We start from the raw sequence: 17341 nt of genomic DNA, 5'->3' as shown, positions 1-17341 counted from the left end.
CGCGCTCAAGCGGCCGGCCGAAGGGCGTCCACACACGGTGGCCGACGGCGGGTGGGCTCGCGGTGCGCGGCGGCCGCGCCGAGCATGGAGGTATGACCAAGGACTCACGGAGCACCCTGCGGGCCCGGCACCGGGAAGCGCTGGAGCGGTTCGGCGAGCGGGTGCACGCCGTCCGGCCGCGGCAGTGGGGCGGTCCGACGCCGTGTTCGGAGTGGACGGTGCGCGACCTCGTGAACCACCTGACGACCGAGCAGCTGTGGGTGCCGCGCCTGCTGGACGGCGCGTCGGCCGAGGACGCCGGCGACGGACTGGACGGCGACGTGCTCGGCGACGATCCGCCGGCCGTCTGGGACGCTGCCGCCGAGGCCGCCGTCGCGGCGTTCGGCGCGCGGGGTGCGCTGGGACGGACGGTCCGGCTGTCGTACGGGGAGACGCCCGCGGAGGACTACTGCGCGGAGATGACGGCCGACGCCGTGGTGCACGCCTGGGACCTGTCCCGGGCCATCGGCGCGGAGGAGCGCCCTCCGGAGCCGCTCGTGGCGGCGGCCGGGCGGGTGTTCGGCTCGTACGGGGACGACATGTCGCCGACCGGCCTGTTCGCCGCGCCGGTCCCGGCGCCGCCCGGCGCGGACGACTGGACGCGGCTGCTGGCGCGGCTGGGCCGCGCGGTGTAGACGCTCCGGTGGCTCCCCGATGGCGGGCGGCACGGTCTGGCCCGCGCGTCCCGCGGCCGGATATAAGGGGTTCATGCCCGAGCGCGGACAGTGGTGGACGGCCCTCCGGCGCCTGGCCGCGGCGGGGGTCTGCCTCGCGGCGGTGGCCGCCTGCGGCGGGAGCGGGGACGCGGCGCCCGCCCCGGAGGCGGCGCCCCGGGCGCCGGCCGGCGCCGACACCGTCATGATCATCCGCCATGCGGAGAAGCCCGCCGAGAACGAGGGCGACGGTGGCGGAAAAGCGCCGTTCGGCGTCACGGAGGACGGGGAGCGGAACGCGCACGCCCTGTCGGTGCGCGGCTGGCAGCGGGCCGGCGCGCTGGTGCCGCTGTTCGCGCCGGAGGGCGGTGCGCCGCTCCGCCCGGGCCTGCGCCGGCCGGACGCCGTCTACGCGGCGGACGCGCACGACGGGGGCAAGGGGCTACGGCCGGCCGAGACGGTGGCCCCGCTCGCGGCCCGGCTGGGCGAGCCGGTGAACCGCTCCTACGGCCAGGGGCGGGAGGCCGCGCTCGCCCGGGAGCTCGCCGGACGGCGCGGCGCGACCCTGGTGTCGTGGGAGCACCGCAGGATCGCGCGGATCGTCGACGGTCTGGGCCGGGTGCGTCCGGCCCCGCCCCGGGAGTGGCCCGGGGACCGCTACGACCTGGTGTGGGTGTTCACCCGGGACGGGACGGGGTGGCGGTTCGCGCAGGTGCCCCAGCTGCTGCTGGCGGGCGACCGGCGCGACCCCGCGTAACTGCCCGCTCCCGTCCCCTCCCTCGGCACGGGCTCAGTTCTTGGCGCAGAACTCGGCCGGGAACATGTCGTCGTACGGCTTGCCGTCCTCCAGCCAGTCGCCGTTCATCTGGAAGGTGAGCGCGTGCTTGCCGTCCCGGGTGACGGCGCTGCTGGTGAGCGAGCCCCAGACGATGCCGTCGTGGCCGTAGACCTTCACGCCGCAGGGCAGCGTACGGACGATCATGCCGAGGCCGTACGCGAAGGGCTGCCCGGTCTCGACGGTGGTGAGCATGGCGTCGAGCTGCTTCTTGGGGAAGAGCTTGCCGCGCACCAGGGCGCTGTAGAAGCGGTTGAGGTCGCCGGTGGTGCTGATGACCTCGCCAGTGGCGCCGGACCAGGCCGGGTTGTACTCGGTGGCGTCGTAGATCTCGGGGCCGGGCTTCTCGGCGTAGAGCTTGGAGTAGCCGACGGCGTGCGGGGCGGGCATCTTGGGGTTCGTGCCGGGGAACGTCGTCTCGCGCAGGCCCAGGGGCTTGACGATGCGGCGCTCGGCCTCGCGGGCCCAGGGGTTGCCGGTGGCCTTCTCGATGATCATGCCGGCGATGACGAAGCCGGTGTTGGAGTAGTGCCAGCCGCCGCCCGGCGCCCAGTAGGGCGGGTACTTGAGGCCCATGGCGACGATCTGCTCGGGCGAGCGGTACTCGTAGCGGTGCTCGAGGAAGCCGGGGCCGTTCATGTACGCGCGCCACTCCGGGGTCTCCACCATGTCGTGGACGCCGCTGGTGTGGTTGAGGAGCTGCCGGATGGTGATCTTGTTGCCGTCGTAGCCGTTGCCCTGGAGCAGGCCCGGGAGCCAGCGCTCCACGGAGTCGTCGAGGCGCAGCTTGCCCTCGGCTTCGAGCTGGAGGATGACGGTGGTGACGAAGGTCTTGGTGATGCTGCCGGCGCGGATGTGGTCCTGGGCGGTGCGCTTGCGCTGGGTGGAGGTGTCGGCGTAACCGGAGGAGCCGAACCACTCCCCGTCCGGACCCGTCGTCCCGGCCACGACACCGGGCATCCCGGCGGCGTGGAGGGCGTCCAGGGCCTGCTGCGTCTGCTGATGCGACGCCTTGGTCTCCGTGGCGGGCGCGGCGGTCGCGGGGCCCGCCAGGGTCGCGGCCCCGACCGCCAGGGCGGCGGTGAACCCGAGGGCCTTTCCACGTATCCGGAGTGAGAGCTTCGGCATGGCAATCCTCGCCGTCCCGTCACCGTGGGGGTGACGTCGGAATGATCATGGGCGAGTGAAGTATAGGTAAAGAGGTTTCCCGCAAGGGGGCGAATTCGAGCCACTTCACGGGGAGTTGCGGCCGCGCACCCCGCGCCCCTATCGGTGGGTATCCCACTCGAACAAGCCATTCGCCCCCTACAAACGGCTTTGTCGACTTGGCGACGTACCGTGGAGGAATGGCCGCACCACCCCCGAGCCCCGGCCCGCTCCCCCTCCAGGGCTCGCTCTTCGACACGGCGGACGACGTCCGCCTCGGGCGCCCCCTCGCCGAGGCCCGCCGGACGGAGCTGGGGTCCGGCGCCTGGATCGACGTGCTGCCCGGCTGGCTGAGCGGCGCGGACCCGCTGTTCGAGGCGCTGCTGGCCGCCGTGCCGTGGCGCGCCGAGCGGCGGCACATGTACGACGCCGAGGTGGCGGTGCCCCGGCTGCTGGCCTACTACGGCGAGGCCGACGAGCCGCCACACCCCGCGCTCGCGACCGCCCGGAAGGCGCTGGACGCGCACTACGCGGCCGAGCCGGGCGGTCCGTTCCGCACCCTCGGCCTGTGCCTGTACCGCGACGGCCGGGACAGCGTCGCCTGGCACGGCGACCGCCACGGCCGGGGCGCGGCGGAGGACACGATGGTGGCGATCCTGTCCCTCGGCACGCCGCGCCCGCTGCTGCTCCGCCCGCGCGGCGGCGGCCCGGCGCGCGTACGGCACCCCCTCGGCCACGGCGACCTGATCGTGATGGGCGGCAGCTGCCAGCGCACCTGGGACCACGCGATACCGAAGACGGCGCGGGCGGTCGGCCCCCGGATCAGCGTGCAGTTCCGGCCGGCCGGCGTGGCCTGAGCTAGCGCCTCCCCGGCCCTACCGCCCGAGCCCGGCGTCGCGCGCCACCAGGGCCGCCTGGACGCGGTTGCCGCACTCCAGCTTGGCCAGGATCCGGCTCACGTACGTCTTCACCGTGGCCTCGCTCATGTGGAGCCGCCGTCCGGCGTCGGCGTTGGACAGGCCCTCGCCGAGCAGCGCGAGCACCGCGCGTTCGCGGTCGCTCAGGGCCGCCACGCGGGCCCGGGCCTCCTCGCCGCGCTCCTCGGCCGGGGCGGACGCGAACGAGTCGACGACGTGCCGGGTGGCGGCGGGCGACAGGTAGGCGTTGCCCGCGGCGGCGGCCCGGACGGCGCCGATCAGTTCGCCGGGGGCCGAGTCCTTCAGCAGGAAGCCCGCTCCGCCATCCCGCAGGGCCCGCAGGACGTTCTCGCGCTGGCCGAACGTGGTGAGGACGAGGACCCGTACCCGCGGCGCCGTCCGGCCCAGCTCGGCGAGGGCGGTGAGGCCGTCCATGACCGGCATCTGGATGTCGACCAGCGCGACGTCCACCCGGTGCCGCCGGGCCAGTTCGACGGCCTCCCTGCCGTCGGGCGCCTCGGCCACGACCTCGATGTCGTCGGCCGAGGTCAGGATCATCCTGATGCCCGCCCTGATGAGCGGCTCGTCGTCGGCGATGAGGACGCGGATCACGGAAGTCTCCTGCTGGCTGGTCGGACGGTCACCCGGCGCGCGGTCACTCGTCGCCCTTGACGACGAACTCGCGCTTCTCGATCAGTTTCCCGTCCCGGAAGCAGAAGCGGTACACGCGGTCCTTGTCCAGGTCCTTCGGGGAGTCGGTGGACAGCAGCGACAGACACCTCGCGCCGGCGGGCTCGGCGGGGCCCTTGCGGTCCAGGCCGGAGGTGAGGAACGACTTCCCGGAGGGCAGCCGGTCGCGGACCTCGGACTCGGGACTGCCCACCTTGATGTCCCGGTAGGTGCCCGGTTCGACCTGCGACTTGTCGAGCGCGTCGAAGAACGCCACGGCACCGATCACCAGCAGCGCGGCCAGGCCGAACACGATGAGCACCCCGACACCGCACCCGGCCAGGCAGCCCCGGCTCCGGGTCACCCCGACGAGGCTCTTGAACTCCTCGCGCGGGTCGATGCCCGCGACGCCGGCCTCCACCACGTCGTCCGGGGACGGCCAGGTGTCGTCGGAGTCGGGCGCCCCGGCCTCGGCGGCCTCCGGGGACGGGTGGTACGGCAGCAGGCCCGCGAGCCGGAAGCCGCCGTCCTCCAGGGAGCCCGCGTACACCATGCCGCCGGCCAGCCGGGCGCGCTCGCGCAGGCCGGTGAGACCCTGCCCGCCGCTGACGGCGGCCGGGCGGCGGGCGGCACCCCCGGGGGCGGGCCCGTTGACGACCTCGACCACCAGCGCGTCGGCCTCGTGGTGCAGTCCGACGGTGAGTTCGGCGCCGGGGGCGTGTTTGAACGCGTTGGTCAGCCCCTCCTGGACCACCCGGTAGGCCGCGTGGTCGGCGGCGGCGCCCAGCGGGCGGGGCTCCCCGGAGCGGACCAGCCGGACCGGGGTGCCCGCGGTCTCGGCCGCTTCCACGAGGCCGTCGATGCCGGCCACGCCGCCGGGGCGCTCGTCCTCGGGCGTGCCGTCCTTGAGGACGCCGACGACCGCCCGGAGTTCGTGCATGGCGGCGACGGACGCCTGGCGCAGCACGCCGACGGCCTCACGCTGCTGCTCGCTCAGGCCGTGCGAGACCTCCAGGGCGCCCGTCTGCACGGCGATCAGCGCGAGCTGGTGGCCGAGGCTGTCGTGCATGTCCTGGGCGATGCGCTGGCGCTCCCGCAGCCGCGCCTGGCCGGCGACCATCCGGCGCTCGCGCAGCAGCTGGGCGTTGCGCTCCCTGAGGGTGTCCAGCAGGGCGCGCCGCTGGGACCAGTAGCGGCCGGCCAGGCCGGGCACGGCGGTGGTGAACAGGAAGAGGAGGACGAGGAAGAGTCCCACGAACGACAGCGGCGGCTGGTCCCGCAGCACGAGCGCCTCGAACGCGATGAAGGCCGCCGCCCAGGCGGCGAGCGCGCGGAGGGCCCCCTCGATCCGGCGGCCGGCCGACCAGGCGACCACCGCGAGCAGCGGCAGCAGGCCGGCCTGGGTCGCCCCGGTCAGCGCGGCGACGCCGATCAGGGAGGTGGCGGGCAGGACCCGCCGGGCGAGCGAGAGGACCGGCGTGGCGACCGCGAAGAGGGCCGTGAGGAACGGGCCGTGCCCGGAAGTGTGCTCCAGCGCGCCCGCCAGCAGCGCCATGACGGCGGCCAGCAGGGACTCCCCCACCACCCGCCGCCAGGTCCACTGTCCGGGTGCGACGAATCTCGGCCACAGGTCGCGGGCCCGGCTGATCACGTGCATGCCGTGCAGCCTAGGCGGGGGTGCGCGGCCGGCGCGTTCGCCGAAAGTCGCGCGGTCCGTCGCCGAAAGGCGGACGTCTCCGCGCGGGACGCACGCGGCCGGGCCGGGGGTAGGCCCCCGGGCCCGGCCGGTGGTACGGGTCGGTGGTGCGGATGGATAGTGCGGACGCGGGTCGGGTCAGGTGTCGCGGCCCGGACCGGGACGCCGTTCGCGGGGCGTCTCCTCGTCGCGGGTCACGGCCTCCGGCTCGCGCCACTCCTCCGAGCGGGTCGGTCGGCCCGTACGGGTCTGGGCCCGCATCTCCTTCTTGAGCTGGTCGTCCTTCTTGGGGCTGTGCTTGTCGCTCTGGCGCTGCATGGCCGTGGCGTTCCTTCCTCCGGTGCGTGGATCTCCGGTGGGCTGGTTTCCGGCCGTCGGGTTTCCGGCCGTCGGGTTTCCGGCCGTCGGGCCTCCGATCGGCGGGCCCCCGGTGTCGGCGGATCCCCGATACCGGCGGCCGTCAGGGGTGATCGGGCTGCTGGCCGGGCGGGACGCCGCCGCCGCGGCCGCCGCCCTTGGTGCCCTTGTCGGTGCCGTGGGCCCGCTCCGGGCCGCCGGGTCCCACCTTGCGGTCCAGGCCCGCCTTGGCGGTGGCGGCGTCCTGGCTGGTGGCGCCCTTGCCGCTGCGCCGCAGGGCACTCTGCTGGGGGTTCTTGGTCATCACGCCTCCCCTGTCGAGTGATCGCTTGGTCGGTACGCCTGTCCGGGCTGGGGCGGGGGAAACCTCCCGGATCCTCCCGGCCTGGGGAACCTCCCGGTTCCTCCCGGGAGTCACTCGGGAACCACCCGCCGCTCCTGTCCAGCGTAGGCACCGGTCCGCGCCCCGGCGCGGCGGATCGCCCGGACTCCGTTACCGGCCGGGAAACAAGATGGACGCGCCGGTTCCCTTTCTTCCGCGCCGACCGAATCCCCCTGGCCGGAAGGCGTCCGCGAGCGGATAGCCGACGCCTTCCCCTATCCCCCGTAAGGGTATTGCCCGACGAATTCCGCTTTCCCGCCCGCACCTTTTCCCGACGCGCCCGCACGCACCCCCCGACACCGCCCCTCCACTCCGTCGGACATTCGCTATTCCCGCCGCAGCACGGCCACTTGACGCCCCACGGAACGCACGCTCCGGGCGTACTCTCACAAAAACCCCGACCCCACCCGGAATTGCCCCTGACAGCGACCCCGGACTTTCCCCCCTGTCGTGCGGCAGGCATTCTCCGCGCCGCTTCGCGCCGGTAGCCTGGCCCGCGAGCCACCGCACCGCACGGCATCACTACGGGGGAACGTGCATGACGAGCGAGAACATCCAATGGCTATTCCTCGACTTGGCCCTGATCTTCGTCCTGGCCCGCGCCCTGGGCGCCCTCGCCGCCCGGGTGGGACAGCCGCCCGTCGTCGGCGAGATCCTCGCCGGGGTGCTGCTCGGGCCGAGCCTGCTGGGCGAAGCACCGGCCGGGCGGCTGTTTCCCACGGACGTACGGCCGTTCCTGTCGGCGCTCGCCAACATCGGCGTCGCCCTGTTCATGTTCACCGTCGGACTGGAGCTGGAGCACCGGGCCCTGCGCGGCCGCACCCGCGTCACCGCCGGTGCCGCGCTCGGCTCGACGCTGGTGCCCTTCGCCCTCGGGTTAGGGCTCGCCTTCTACCTGCTGCGGGGCCATGAGACGGGCCAGCAGGCCGCGTTCGTAGTGTTCGTGGGGCTCGCGGTGTCGGTGACGGCGTTCCCGGTGCTGGCGCGGATCCTCACCGACCGGGGGCTGTCCCGCACGGAGACCGGCGGGCTGGCCCTGGCGACGGCGGCCGTCGTGGACGTCGTCGCCTGGTCGGCGCTGGCGGCCGTGCAGGCGGCCGTCGGCGGCCCGGGCGGGCACGGGCACTGGCGGGCGGCGCTGCTCCTCCCGTTCATCGCCGCCCTCGTCCTCCTCCGCCCGTTGCTGCGCCGGGCGCTCGGGCCGGCCGGGCCGGACGGGGCACTCACCTCCCGCGCGTTCGCCGTCGCGGTGACCGGCGCGCTCCTGTCCGCCGCGGCGACCGAGGCCATGGGCATGCACTACATCTTCGGGGCGTTCCTGTTCGGCGCCGCGCTGCCCCGGGAGGGGAGCGACCGAATACGGGAGGAACTGGCAGGCCGCACCGAGCAGTTGACGGCCCTGCTGCTACCGGTCTACTTCGTGGTGGCCGGCCTGAAGGTCGACCTGCGGGGCGTGGGGGCGCAGGGGATCGTCGAGTTGCTGGTCATCCTGGCCGTTGCGATCGGCGGCAAGTTCTGCGGCACGTACGCCGGCGCCCGCTCCCAGGGCCTGCCCGGCGGCCCGTCGGCCACGCTGGCCGCCCTGATGAACACGCGGGGCCTGACCGAGCTCGTCATCCTCGGCGTGGGCATGGAGCTGGGGCTGCTGGACGGCCGGCTGTACTCGCTGATGGTGGTGATGGCCCTGGTGACCACGGCCATGACCGGCCCGCTGCTCTCGCTCATAGAGCGGCGCGACCGCAAGCGCCCGGACCCGCCCGCCCCGCGCACGGCCGGCGACGGCCCGGCGGCCGGCCGGCCGCTGTCCGGCCGGGCCGCCGACGCCTAGCCCGGCATGGGGGTCCGGCCCGGCATGCGCATCCAGCCCGGCGTCGGGACTAGCCGAGCATCGGAACGGACGGCGGCGCGGCCGCGCGGGCCCCGGGAACGTCCGGGATCCGCGTGCCGGCGGCCGCCGCCCCGGCCGGCTCCCCGACGACGACCGAGGCGTGCCGGTACACGGCGCCGAGGACGGTCGGGTGGACGAGGACGGGCGCCGCGCACAGCGCGCCGGGCGTCAGGCCGGTGACGGCCTTGAACTCCCGGATGAGGTGCGACTGGTCGTAGTAGCCGCAGCGCGCGGCGAGGGCCGCGTGCGGCAGGCCGGCGGGCGCCCGGACCAGCGTCTCCAAGGTGCGCCGGAAGCGCGTCAGGGAGGCCACGTCCCGGGGCGCGACGCCCACGTGGCGCTGGAACGCCTGCTGGAGGCGGCGCCTGCTCCAGCCGGTCTCCCGCGCGAGGTCGCCGATGCGGGTGACGTCGCCGTCGTGCAGCAGCCGCTCCCAGGCCCAGGCGAGCGGGGCGGGCACCCGGCCCGCGTACGCCGGGCCGAGGCCGAGGAACACCTCGTCGAGCAGGGCGAACCGGGCGTCCCAGCCGGGCGCCTGGGCGAGCCGTTCGGGTACGTCGGCCAGGCGGCGGCCGAGGATGTCACCGGCGTCCGGCAGCGTGTCGGCGAACTCCCACAGGCGCGGCCCGAGGAGCCGGTTCGCACCGTCGAGCGTCAGCATGACCTGCGCGCCCTGCCACGGCCCCGGCGGGACGAAGCGCAGGGCGCTGGTCTGGGCCGCGTAGACGGCGGTCGGGCAGCCCGGCGGGTCGAACCGCCGGCCCGGCTCCCCGATGCTCAGGTAGATGGCGGGCAGCGCCATCGGGGTCTCCAGCCAGGCCAGGGCCCGCGCCGGGTGAATGGTGAAGGCCCGGTACTCCACCACGGTGTCCCGCAGGGCGGGGTGGGGCCGCCGGGAGGCGACCAGGATCGTGCCCCACGGTTGCGCGAACCGCCGCGTGCTCAGCGCCATCCCCCCAGACCTCGTGGACGACGGGCGCCCCGACAGTGCGCATCCGTCCAATACCGCCGCTCCGCTCCGCCCCATGCTGGGGAACGGGCCGACGCCGTACCGGGTCGGCACGGGCGGGGAAACGGACCACGGGGGTGCCCGTCTCCCTCCCGCCGCACGGTACGCCGTCGGCCTTCCACCGGACCAGAGGGCGGCCCCGGCCGGCCCCTGGGGCGGAGCCCGGGCGGCGCCCGGCCCGGCGCCCGTCACGGCGGCCCGCCCGGTGCCAGGCACTCCTCCAGGAAGGCCAGGGCGCGCAGGTGGTAGGCGCGGGCCGCCGTGCCGAGGCTGATGTTGTGCCCGGCCGCGGGCTGGCGGTCGACGAGCACGCGCGCGGAGCCGAAGGCGGCCGCGAGGCCGGCGAGTTCCCGTTCGTCGTGCCGCCACCACGCCTCGTGCTCGGCGAACGTCAGCCGGACGGGCGCCCGGACGCGCCGGGCCAGCGCGGGGAACGCCGCGGGCCAGCGCGCGGCCTCCCGCGCCTCGCACGGCGGCAGCGGCGCGATCAGCGCCTCCAGGGAGCGGAAGACGCCGGGCGGGTAGAGGCCGGGCCTCCCCCACTGCTTCGACCAGGACCAGGTGCCGCCGGGGGCGGGCAGTTCGCGGGGGTCGACGGCGTACCGGTGCCCGCAGCCGGAGATGTCGAGGCCGAGCAGCCGCCCCTTGGGGTCGTCCGCCGCGGCGGTCAGCGCCACCTTGCCGCCGAAGGAGTGGGCGACCACGAAGACGCCGGCGCCGACGGGGTGCCGGCGGGCGAAGTCGTCCAGCGCGGCGTGCAGGGCGGCGGCCTGGTCGGCGAGCGTCCGCCCCTCCGGGTACCGGGCCGCCGACCGCCCGTAGCCGGGGCGGTCGACGGCGAGCACGGTGTAGCCGAGGGCGGCACCCAGGGCGAGCAGGGAGAGGCGGGGGTCCGCCGGGCAGTCGAAGTAGCCGGCGGTCATGCCGCCGCCGTGCAGGGCGACGACCGTCGCCCGGGGCGGGTACGCGGCCTCGGCCAGCAGGGCCGACAGACCGGTGCCCGCGCCGTCCACCACCGTCCGCCGGATCACTCAGCGCCTCCAGAAGCCCTTCTTGCGGTAACCGGCCTCCCAGAAGGCGCGGTTGAGCAGCCGTACGGGGGCGGGCATGCCTGCCAGGAACCGGTCGCGGTCCTCGTCGGACGCGCCGTCGCAGACCCAGGGGACGTACACGGCCGCGCCGCGCGGGCCCTGGGCGCGGGCCATGCCGCCGCGGAAGGCGTCCCAGTCCTTCGCCGTCAACACCTCCTGGATGAGCGGCAGGGCGCTCTTCTCCTCGTGCTCCATATGGTCGCGGAGGACGGTGGACAGGGCGCCGACGAGCTCCGGGAGCCCGGCCGCGGCCCCGCGGGCCAGCGCGTCGTCCACCGCGTCGAGCCGCGGGTCCAGTTCGGCGTGCTCGGCCTCCATCTCGGCCATCAGGGCGAGGTCCTTGGGCCGCCCGGCGACCGCGCGTTTCACGCGGGGCCACAGCTCGGCGTCCTCGACGGTGTGGTGGATGTGCAGCTGTTTCTTGAAGTTCTCCCAGCCCGCCCGCGCCCCGGCGGAGCCGGCCCGGCCCTCCTCCACCGCCGTGACGAGCCGGTCGAGGTCGCGCCGGAACGCCTCGTGCGTCGCGTACATGTTGGTGAGGTCCAGCGGCGTCTTCCGCTCAACTGCCATGGTGTGGTGTGCCTTTCTCGCACGTTCCCCATCGGAGGGGGTCGTCATGGGTAGGAGGCCCCGGGCCCGGGCGGGTGTGACACGGCCGCCCGCCGCTGTGACACACGCCACACCCCTGGAATCCATGTCACACCCGGGGCGGCGGACGGCCTCCAGTCGGTGAACGCGTCACAACGGGAGGTCCGCGTATGTCCGACAGGCCGACGTCCGGGGCCGCCGGCTTCGGCGCCCCCGCGGCGGACGAGACCACGGAGGTCTTCGTCGGCTACCGGGAGCTGCTGTTCTCGATCGTCTACAACATGCTGGGCAGCGTCTCCGACACCGAGGACGTCCTCCAGGAGACCTGGCTGGCGTGGGAGCGGCGGAGCCGCCGGGCGGACGCCGAGACGATCGACAACCCCCGCGCCTACCTGGTGCGGATCGCGGTGAACCAGGCGCTGGCCCGGCAGGCGACCCTGACGCACCGCAGGGAGACGTACGTCGGCTCGTGGCTGCCGGAGCCGCTGCTCACCGACGCGCCGGAGTCGGCGGAGAGCGTCGACGCCGCCGACCGGGCGCTGCGGGCCGAGTCCGTGTCCATGGCGCTGCTGGTGATCCTGGAGACGCTCAGCCCGCTGGAGCGGGCGGTCTTCGTGCTGCACGAGGTGTTCGGGTACGCCCACACGGAGATCGCGGGCATCCTGGACCGCTCGCCGTCGGCCGTACGGCAGCTGGCGCACCGGGCGCGGGAGCACGTGCACGCCCGGCGGCCGCGCTTCCAGGCGGACCCGCAGGTGCAGCGGGAGGTCACCGAGCGCTTCCTGGCGGCGGCGCTCGGCGGCGACCTCTCGGACCTGATGGAGATCCTGGCGCCGGACGTCACCATGTGGACGGACGGCGGGGGCAAGGTGCGGGCCGCCGGGCTGCGGCCGGTCACCGGGCGCGAGAAGGTCGTCCGGCTGCTCGCCGGCTACACCGCGCGCCGCCCCGGTGAGCTGGACGTCCGCTACCGGCCGGTCAACGGCGACCCGGCGGCCGTGGTGTTCACCGAGGACGCGCCCTTCGTGGTCCTGGTCCTGGACCTCAGCACGCGGGGCGACCAGGTGCGCGGCATCTACGCCGTCACCAACCCGGACAAGCTCACCCGGATCCCCCGCGCCGAGGGCGAGGACGGTCCGGACGCGGGTCCGGACGCCGGTCGGTCCGGCTGACCCCCCGATCAGCGCCGCGGGGCCGCCGCGGGGCGCAGTTCGACGAAGTCGAAGCAGCCGAGCCGCTTGAGCACGGCGCGGACCGGAGCCGGGATCCCGGCCTGGACCCGGTCCGCGTACAGCCGCGGCTCGGTGAGGCGCACCCGGCGGCCCCGGCCGACCGGCCCTCGGGTGACCAGGTCGCAGCCCCCGGCGGCGAGCACGTTCCTGACCCAGTCCGAACGCGGCCCGTACGGGAGGGAGATGACGTACGCGTCGCCGGCCCGGAAGACCTTGACGGGGGTGGCGTAGGGGCGCCCCGACTTCCGGCCCCGGTGCAGGACGGTGCCGAAGCCCGGCAGCCGGACCAGGACGGGCGCGACGACGCGGTTGGCGACGGCACGGTTGAAGCGGGCGAGCCGTCGGCGGGTGCTCGGGGTGGGCGGTGCCGCGGGTTTCGGCGTGGGCATGGCTGGTGTTCCTTTCTCAAGGGGCGGGGGCCACTGCGGACCCGTCACCCGTCGAAGATCGGGTGCAGGGCCCCGGCCTCCTCCTCCAGCGCGCCGAGCGTGCCCCGGAAGAAGATGAGGGGGTCCTGGTTCTCGCGGGGCACGCCCAGTTGGACGACCCGGCCGAGGAAGATGGTGTGGTCGCCGCCGTCGAAGGTGTCCGCCAGTTCGCAGGAGAGGAAGGCCAGTGCCTCGCTCAGCGCGGGCACTCCGGTGACGGACGGGTGGCTGGACACGTTCCGGATCGCGCCGGTGTCCCGGGCCGCGAAGGAGCGGGCCAGGGATTCCTGCTGCCCGGCGAGGAAGTTGACGACGTACGCCCCGCTCTCCTCGACCAGGGGCCGCAGCCGCGACCGCTTGTGCAGGCAGAACAGGACGAGCGGCGGGTCGAGGGAGACGGAGGTGAAGGAGTTGACGGTGGTGCCGCCGGCGGTGCCGCCCCGGCCGCTGGTGATCACGGTGACACCCGTGACGAAGAGGCCGCAGACCGTCCGCAGCATCCTCGCCTCGACCGGTGGGGTGCGCTGCATGGGAACTCCTCGGAGAGGTGGGGTGGGGGTGGACGTGCGCCGGCCCACCCGCGGAAGGCGCGGGTGGGCCGGCGGGGGTCGGGGACCGGCTCAGAGGGCGTCGTCGGCGAGCGGCGCGCCCTGCGGCGCGTGGGCGACGATCCCGTGGACGGCGGCGAGCTGGCGCATGTTGGCCCACTGCGGCGGCGGATCGGAGGCGACGAGGTCCCGCAGGTCCTCGAAGAACGCCTCGATGCCCCCGGGCGTCGCGGTGCACAGCATCCGGCCCGTGTCCGCGCCGGTGTTGCGGAACGCGTGCGCCACCCCGCGGGGGCCGTACACGACGGTCCCGGCCGGCGCCGGGTGGACCCGGTCGCCGACGGTGATCTCGAACTCCCCTTCCGTGACGTGGAAGCACTCGTCCATGTGGTGGTGCAGGTGGTAGACCGAGCCCTGCCCGGCCGGTACGGAGACCTCGTAGTACGAGTAGAGCCCTCCGGTGTCACCGGCGCCGAGCAGGATCCGCGCGGACTCCTCGCCGCCCCAGGTGATGGGCTCCACGTCCGCCCTGCGGACGACCTTCTCCCGCGTCGCCCGCTCGTCCGGCCTCTCCGTCATGGCGGTCCCCTTTCAGCCGATGCCCTGGGCGAACGTGAAGACCCGGTGCGGGTCGTAGCCCTGCTTGACACGTACGAGCCGCGGCAGGTTCTCCGCGTAGTAGGACCGCCGCCAGTCGCGCAGCGCCGGGTCGACGAAGTTCTGGTAGGTCTCCCGCGCGGAGTGGGGGTCGATGACGGAGAACCCGGCGTCGGCCCAGTGCCGCATGGTGTCCTCCTGCTCCCGGGAGACCGGGCCCCGGCGTACGAACGCCTGGACGTTCACGGTGAACCGGCTGTCGCGGTGGACGAAGGCGGTGTCGTCGCGGCCCAGGTCCCGGACCGCCCCGCCGAGCGGCAGCACCTGCAGCTGGTGGCTGTGCCCGGCCGTCCGCCCGGCGTCGAACAGGGCCAGCAGCCGGGCCCAGCCGTCGCGGGGCATCGGGTCGCGGAACAGCCGGCTGCGCTCGACCGCGAAGGCCGTCCTGGGCAGCCGGCCCTGGGGTGAGGTGCCGGTCCGGTGGCACTCCTCCACGGGCCCCGCGGCGCAGCCGTAGACGCCCAGCATCAGGTCCCGGTAGGGCAGCGTGGCGAGGTCCCGCGAGGCGGGCGCGCCGGTCGCCGACACCAGCCGGTCGATCTCCTTGGCCAGTTGTTCCGGCCCTCCGGTCGACACCAGCACGATCGAGGGGACGGGCGGGATGCCGGGTGCCGCGTCGGCGAGGTCGACGATCGCGGCGCCGCCGATGTCGCGGGGCGCGTCGACGAGCCAGTGGGCGTACCCGTCGAGCATGTCGAGCGCGTCCCGGTAGGCGTATCCGAGCCGGGCCGTGGACACCTGGGTCAGGGCGGACGGCCTGAGGGTGAACGAGGTGACGACGCCGAAGTTGCCGCCTCCGCCGCCGCGCAACGCCCAGTACAGCTCGGGGTGTTCGGCGGTGGAGGCGGTGACGGTCCGCCCGTCGGCCAGGACGACCTCGGCCGACTCCAGGGCGTCGCAGGCCATGCCGTACCGCGGGGTGAGGAAGCCGAGGCCGCCGCCCTGGAGGAAGCCGCCGGCCGCGACGGTCGGGCAGGCGCCGCCGACGACGGCGAGCCCGTGCGGGGCCAGCGCGGTCAGGACGTCGACGTTCTGCGCGCCGGCGCCCAGGGTGGCGGTGCGGCCGTCGACGGAGATCCGGTTCAGCCGGGACACGTCGACGACGAGTCCGGTGGTCGTGGAGTAACCGCCGGCGCTGTGACCGCCGCTGCGGACGGCGAGCGGCAGCCGGTGGTCCTGGGCGAACGCGAGGCACAGCGCCGCGTCCCCGGGCCCCGCGCAGTAGGCGACGCCCTGCGGCGCGATGCCGTCGAACTGCGCGAGGTCGAGCTGCCGGGCGGTGTCGTAGCCGGTGTCGCCGGGGAGGACGAGGTCGCCGCGCAGATGGCGGCGGAGGCGCTGCCAGGGGGCGCCTCGGTGGGCGCCCGCCCGGGCGGTGGGGAGCGCGAGGGCCGCGGGTACGGCCGTCGCGGCGCCCAGCACCGCTCTTCGGCTGAGCATCAGGTCAGGGTCCCTTCGGTGGTTCCGCGGTCAGCCGTGGGCGACCGCGCTCGTCTGGCCCGGGGTCTCCTCCTCGCTCGCGGGCAGGCCGTGGGCGCTGCCGGCGGGTGCGGGTCCGCCCTTGAGCAGGAGGCAGGTCAGGGCGCCGAGGAACAGGACGCCGGCCGAGACCCAGAGCGTGGGGTGCAGGGCGTCGACGAAGCCGTCGCCGAAGACCTTGGCGGAGAGCTCGCCGAGGGTGTGGGCGACGTCGTCGGGGACGCCGGAGGGCACCTGGGAGGTCTGCTCGGTGCCCACGTTCAGGCCCTGTTCGCCGGCCTTGGCGAAGCCGTCGACGAAGCCGGCGCGGTACTGCTCGGGCAGCGCGCCGGCCTGCCGGGCGGCCTGGTCGCGGAGGGAGGAGACGAGCTGGGCCTGGAGGACGGCGCCGACGACGGTGGCCGCCAGGGCCGAACCGACCTGCCGCAGAGCGTTGTTGACGCCCGACGCGGCTCCCGTGAGGTGCGCGGGGACGCTGCGGACGACCTCGGAGCCCATGGGCGCGAAGGTGCAGCCGGCGCCGAGTCCGGCGAGGAACTGGGCGCCGGCGATGGGTCCCCAGCCGCCGTCCGGGTCGGCGGCGAGCAGGATCCAGGTGACGCCGGCGCCGAACATCGTGAGCCCGGCCGTCAGGACGTACTTCCCGCCGAACTTCTCCGACAGGATGCCGGCGGGACCGGCGGTGACCATGGAGCCGAGCGCCAGCGGGATGATGACCAGGCCGGTCTTCTGGGCGCTGTAGCCGAGGACGGACTGGAGGTAGATGGTGGTGGGCAGCAGGATCGCGATGACGCCGAACGACACCGCCACGCCGACGAAGTTGACGACGGAGAAGTTGCGGTCGCGGAAGAGCGAGAACGGCAGCAGCGGTTCGGCGTCCTGGCGGCCCCGCTCGTAGCCGAGGAAGGCCAGCAGGAGGACGGCGGAGGCGGCTAGCAGGCCCCAGATCCAGCCGTTCCAGTCGTAGCGCTCGCCCTCGGTGAGGCCGTAGGTGAGGCCGAACAGGGCGGCGGAGGCGAGCACGACGCCGGGCAGGTCGAAGCGGTGCCGTACGACGCGGCCGGCCTTCGGCATCACGGAGGCGCCCATGAGCAGCACGAACAGGCCGATGGGCAGGTTGATGTAGAAGACCCACCGCCAGTCGAGGTGGGTGACCATCACCCCGCCGAGCCCCGGCCCGGCGGCGCCGGAGACGCCGGCGACCGTGCCCCAGATGCCGAGCGCCTTGCCGCGCTTCTCCCGGGGGAAGACCTCGGCGATGATCGACAGCGTCTGCGGGATGAGCAGGGCCGCGCCCGCGCCCTGGACCGCGCGGAAGGCGATGAGCTGCCCCGCGTCCTGGGCCAGGCCGCAGGCGAGGCTGGCGGCGGTGAACAGGGCCACGCCGGCGAGGAACAGGTTCCCCTTGCCGCGCAGGTCGCCGAGGCGTCCCGCGGTGATGATCAGCGTGGCGAGGACGAGCGTGTAGGCGTTGAGGATCCACAGCATCACGTCGAGGGACGTGTCCAGGTCATCGGTGATGTCCGGGATCGCGACGTTGACGATGGTGAGGTCGAGCAGGGTCATGAAGAACCCGAGGCACAGGACCGTCAGGATCGCCCACGGATTGCCTTTCCACTTCCGGAACACAAGCCTTCCCCTTCAACATGAGATGTGGTTGTCCGTTCCCAGGAGTGGTGAGGCGGGCGCGGGTGTGACATCCCGGGCGGGCCGTGCCGGGTGTGCCG

General features: G+C 74.6%; 18 protein-coding genes. 5 read left to right on the top strand and 13 right to left on the bottom strand.

Annotated features, from left to right (window positions below):
* Window positions 1-92 precede the first annotated feature (92 nt).
* Together JNW98_RS23535 and JNW98_RS23530 are read left to right on the top strand one after the other, a co-directional pair.
* Entirely contained in the window at window positions 93-674 is a 582-nt protein-coding gene (locus JNW98_RS23535; protein WP_223770271.1) for a TIGR03086 family metal-binding protein, read from the top strand.
* A 73-nt stretch (window positions 675-747) separates the two neighbouring features.
* Entirely contained in the window at window positions 748-1449 is a 702-nt protein-coding gene (locus JNW98_RS23530) for a hypothetical protein (RefSeq protein ID WP_223770270.1), read from the top strand.
* A 33-nt stretch (window positions 1450-1482) separates the two neighbouring features.
* Here JNW98_RS23530 and JNW98_RS23525 read toward each other — a convergent pair whose 3' ends face one another.
* A complete protein-coding gene (locus JNW98_RS23525; protein WP_223770269.1) occupies window positions 1483-2655 on the bottom strand; it encodes a serine hydrolase domain-containing protein in 1173 nt (390 codons plus the stop codon).
* 218 nt (window positions 2656-2873) lie between these two features.
* On the opposite strand from JNW98_RS23525, the gene JNW98_RS23520 reads away from it, so the two are divergent.
* Window positions 2874-3530 (top strand): alpha-ketoglutarate-dependent dioxygenase AlkB, encoded by a 657-nt coding sequence (locus JNW98_RS23520; RefSeq protein WP_223770268.1) that lies wholly within the window; start codon window positions 2874-2876, stop codon window positions 3528-3530.
* Window positions 3531-3548: 18 nt separating this feature from the next.
* Here JNW98_RS23520 and JNW98_RS23515 read toward each other — a convergent pair whose 3' ends face one another.
* From JNW98_RS23515 to JNW98_RS23500, 4 genes are all read right to left on the bottom strand, one after another.
* Entirely contained in the window at window positions 3549-4202 is a 654-nt protein-coding gene (locus JNW98_RS23515; RefSeq protein ID WP_223770267.1) for a response regulator transcription factor, read from the bottom strand.
* 43 nt (window positions 4203-4245) lie between these two features.
* The gene (locus JNW98_RS23510) at window positions 4246-5916 is read right to left on the bottom strand and encodes a sensor histidine kinase (protein WP_223770266.1); all 1671 of its coding nucleotides are present in this window, start codon (window positions 5914-5916) and stop codon (window positions 4246-4248) included.
* A gap of 177 nt (window positions 5917-6093) precedes the next feature.
* Window positions 6094-6273, bottom strand: a complete 180-nt coding sequence (locus JNW98_RS23505) for a hypothetical protein (protein ID WP_223770265.1) — start codon at window positions 6271-6273, stop codon at window positions 6094-6096.
* Window positions 6274-6415: 142 nt separating this feature from the next.
* Complete coding sequence (locus JNW98_RS23500; RefSeq protein WP_223770264.1) at window positions 6416-6616, bottom strand: hypothetical protein; 201 nt, start codon at window positions 6614-6616, stop codon at window positions 6416-6418.
* A 616-nt stretch (window positions 6617-7232) separates the two neighbouring features.
* Here JNW98_RS23500 and JNW98_RS23495 point away from each other — a divergent pair.
* Window positions 7233-8522 (top strand): cation:proton antiporter, encoded by a 1290-nt coding sequence (locus tag JNW98_RS23495; protein ID WP_223770263.1) that lies wholly within the window; start codon window positions 7233-7235, stop codon window positions 8520-8522.
* A gap of 49 nt (window positions 8523-8571) precedes the next feature.
* On the opposite strand, the gene JNW98_RS23490 is transcribed toward JNW98_RS23495, so the two are convergent.
* From JNW98_RS23490 to JNW98_RS23480, 3 genes are all read right to left on the bottom strand, one after another.
* Window positions 8572-9534, bottom strand: coding sequence for a helix-turn-helix domain-containing protein (locus JNW98_RS23490; RefSeq protein WP_223770262.1), 963 nt, complete (start codon window positions 9532-9534; stop codon window positions 8572-8574).
* 245 nt (window positions 9535-9779) lie between these two features.
* Window positions 9780-10619: an alpha/beta fold hydrolase gene (locus tag JNW98_RS23485; protein WP_223770274.1), complete on the bottom strand. Its 840-nt coding sequence runs from the start codon at window positions 10617-10619 to the stop codon at window positions 9780-9782.
* 3 nt (window positions 10620-10622) lie between these two features.
* A complete protein-coding gene (locus JNW98_RS23480) occupies window positions 10623-11252 on the bottom strand; it encodes a hemerythrin domain-containing protein (RefSeq protein ID WP_223770261.1) in 630 nt (209 codons plus the stop codon).
* A gap of 188 nt (window positions 11253-11440) precedes the next feature.
* Here JNW98_RS23480 and sigJ point away from each other — a divergent pair, with 188 nt between their 5' ends.
* Window positions 11441-12442, top strand: coding sequence for an RNA polymerase sigma factor SigJ (gene sigJ, locus JNW98_RS23475; protein ID WP_223770260.1), 1002 nt, complete (start codon window positions 11441-11443; stop codon window positions 12440-12442).
* Window positions 12443-12450: 8 nt separating this feature from the next.
* Here the strand turns inward: sigJ and JNW98_RS23470 are convergent, their stop codons facing one another.
* From JNW98_RS23470 to JNW98_RS23450, 5 genes are all read right to left on the bottom strand, one after another.
* Entirely contained in the window at window positions 12451-12891 is a 441-nt protein-coding gene (locus tag JNW98_RS23470) for a nitroreductase family deazaflavin-dependent oxidoreductase (RefSeq protein WP_223770259.1), read from the bottom strand.
* A 44-nt stretch (window positions 12892-12935) separates the two neighbouring features.
* Window positions 12936-13460, bottom strand: a complete 525-nt coding sequence (locus JNW98_RS23465) for a flavin reductase family protein (RefSeq protein WP_308015655.1) — start codon at window positions 13458-13460, stop codon at window positions 12936-12938.
* 90 nt (window positions 13461-13550) lie between these two features.
* On the bottom strand, window positions 13551-14057 hold the full coding sequence (locus JNW98_RS23460; protein ID WP_223770258.1) for a cupin domain-containing protein: 507 nt from the start codon (window positions 14055-14057) through the stop codon (window positions 13551-13553).
* Between the two features lie 12 nt (window positions 14058-14069).
* Window positions 14070-15575, bottom strand: coding sequence for an FAD-binding oxidoreductase (locus tag JNW98_RS23455; RefSeq protein WP_223770257.1), 1506 nt, complete (start codon window positions 15573-15575; stop codon window positions 14070-14072).
* A gap of 30 nt (window positions 15576-15605) precedes the next feature.
* Window positions 15606-17243 (bottom strand): MFS transporter, encoded by a 1638-nt coding sequence (locus JNW98_RS23450; protein WP_223770256.1) that lies wholly within the window; start codon window positions 17241-17243, stop codon window positions 15606-15608.
* Window positions 17244-17341 lie beyond the last annotated feature (98 nt).

Origin of the sequence: Streptomyces huiliensis, from assembly GCF_020037025.1 — a bacterium.
Classification (GTDB): Bacteria; Actinomycetota; Actinomycetes; order Streptomycetales; family Streptomycetaceae; genus Streptomyces; species Streptomyces huiliensis.
Note: the sequence above shows the minus strand (reverse complement) of the source record. Positions and strands in the feature narration are given on the sequence as shown.

Coding starts and splice junctions, on each gene's coding strand:
- JNW98_RS23490 (WP_223770262.1), bottom strand. CDS start 9,534: ATGGCGCTGAGCACGCGGCGGTTCGCGCAACCGTGGGGCACGATCCTG.
- JNW98_RS23530 (WP_223770270.1), top strand. CDS start 748: ATGCCCGAGCGCGGACAGTGGTGGACGGCCCTCCGGCGCCTGGCCGCG.
- JNW98_RS23495 (WP_223770263.1), top strand. CDS start 7,233: ATGACGAGCGAGAACATCCAATGGCTATTCCTCGACTTGGCCCTGATC.
- JNW98_RS23460 (WP_223770258.1), bottom strand. CDS start 14,057: ATGACGGAGAGGCCGGACGAGCGGGCGACGCGGGAGAAGGTCGTCCGC.
- JNW98_RS23520 (WP_223770268.1), top strand. CDS start 2,874: ATGGCCGCACCACCCCCGAGCCCCGGCCCGCTCCCCCTCCAGGGCTCG.
- JNW98_RS23525 (WP_223770269.1), bottom strand. CDS start 2,655: ATGCCGAAGCTCTCACTCCGGATACGTGGAAAGGCCCTCGGGTTCACC.
- JNW98_RS23480 (WP_223770261.1), bottom strand. CDS start 11,252: ATGGCAGTTGAGCGGAAGACGCCGCTGGACCTCACCAACATGTACGCG.
- JNW98_RS23535 (WP_223770271.1), top strand. CDS start 93: ATGACCAAGGACTCACGGAGCACCCTGCGGGCCCGGCACCGGGAAGCG.
- JNW98_RS23470 (WP_223770259.1), bottom strand. CDS start 12,891: ATGCCCACGCCGAAACCCGCGGCACCGCCCACCCCGAGCACCCGCCGA.
- sigJ (WP_223770260.1), top strand. CDS start 11,441: ATGTCCGACAGGCCGACGTCCGGGGCCGCCGGCTTCGGCGCCCCCGCG.
- JNW98_RS23500 (WP_223770264.1), bottom strand. CDS start 6,616: ATGACCAAGAACCCCCAGCAGAGTGCCCTGCGGCGCAGCGGCAAGGGC.
- JNW98_RS23505 (WP_223770265.1), bottom strand. CDS start 6,273: ATGCAGCGCCAGAGCGACAAGCACAGCCCCAAGAAGGACGACCAGCTC.
- JNW98_RS23465 (WP_308015655.1), bottom strand. CDS start 13,460: ATGCAGCGCACCCCACCGGTCGAGGCGAGGATGCTGCGGACGGTCTGC.
- JNW98_RS23510 (WP_223770266.1), bottom strand. CDS start 5,916: ATGCACGTGATCAGCCGGGCCCGCGACCTGTGGCCGAGATTCGTCGCA.
- JNW98_RS23455 (WP_223770257.1), bottom strand. CDS start 15,575: ATGCTCAGCCGAAGAGCGGTGCTGGGCGCCGCGACGGCCGTACCCGCG.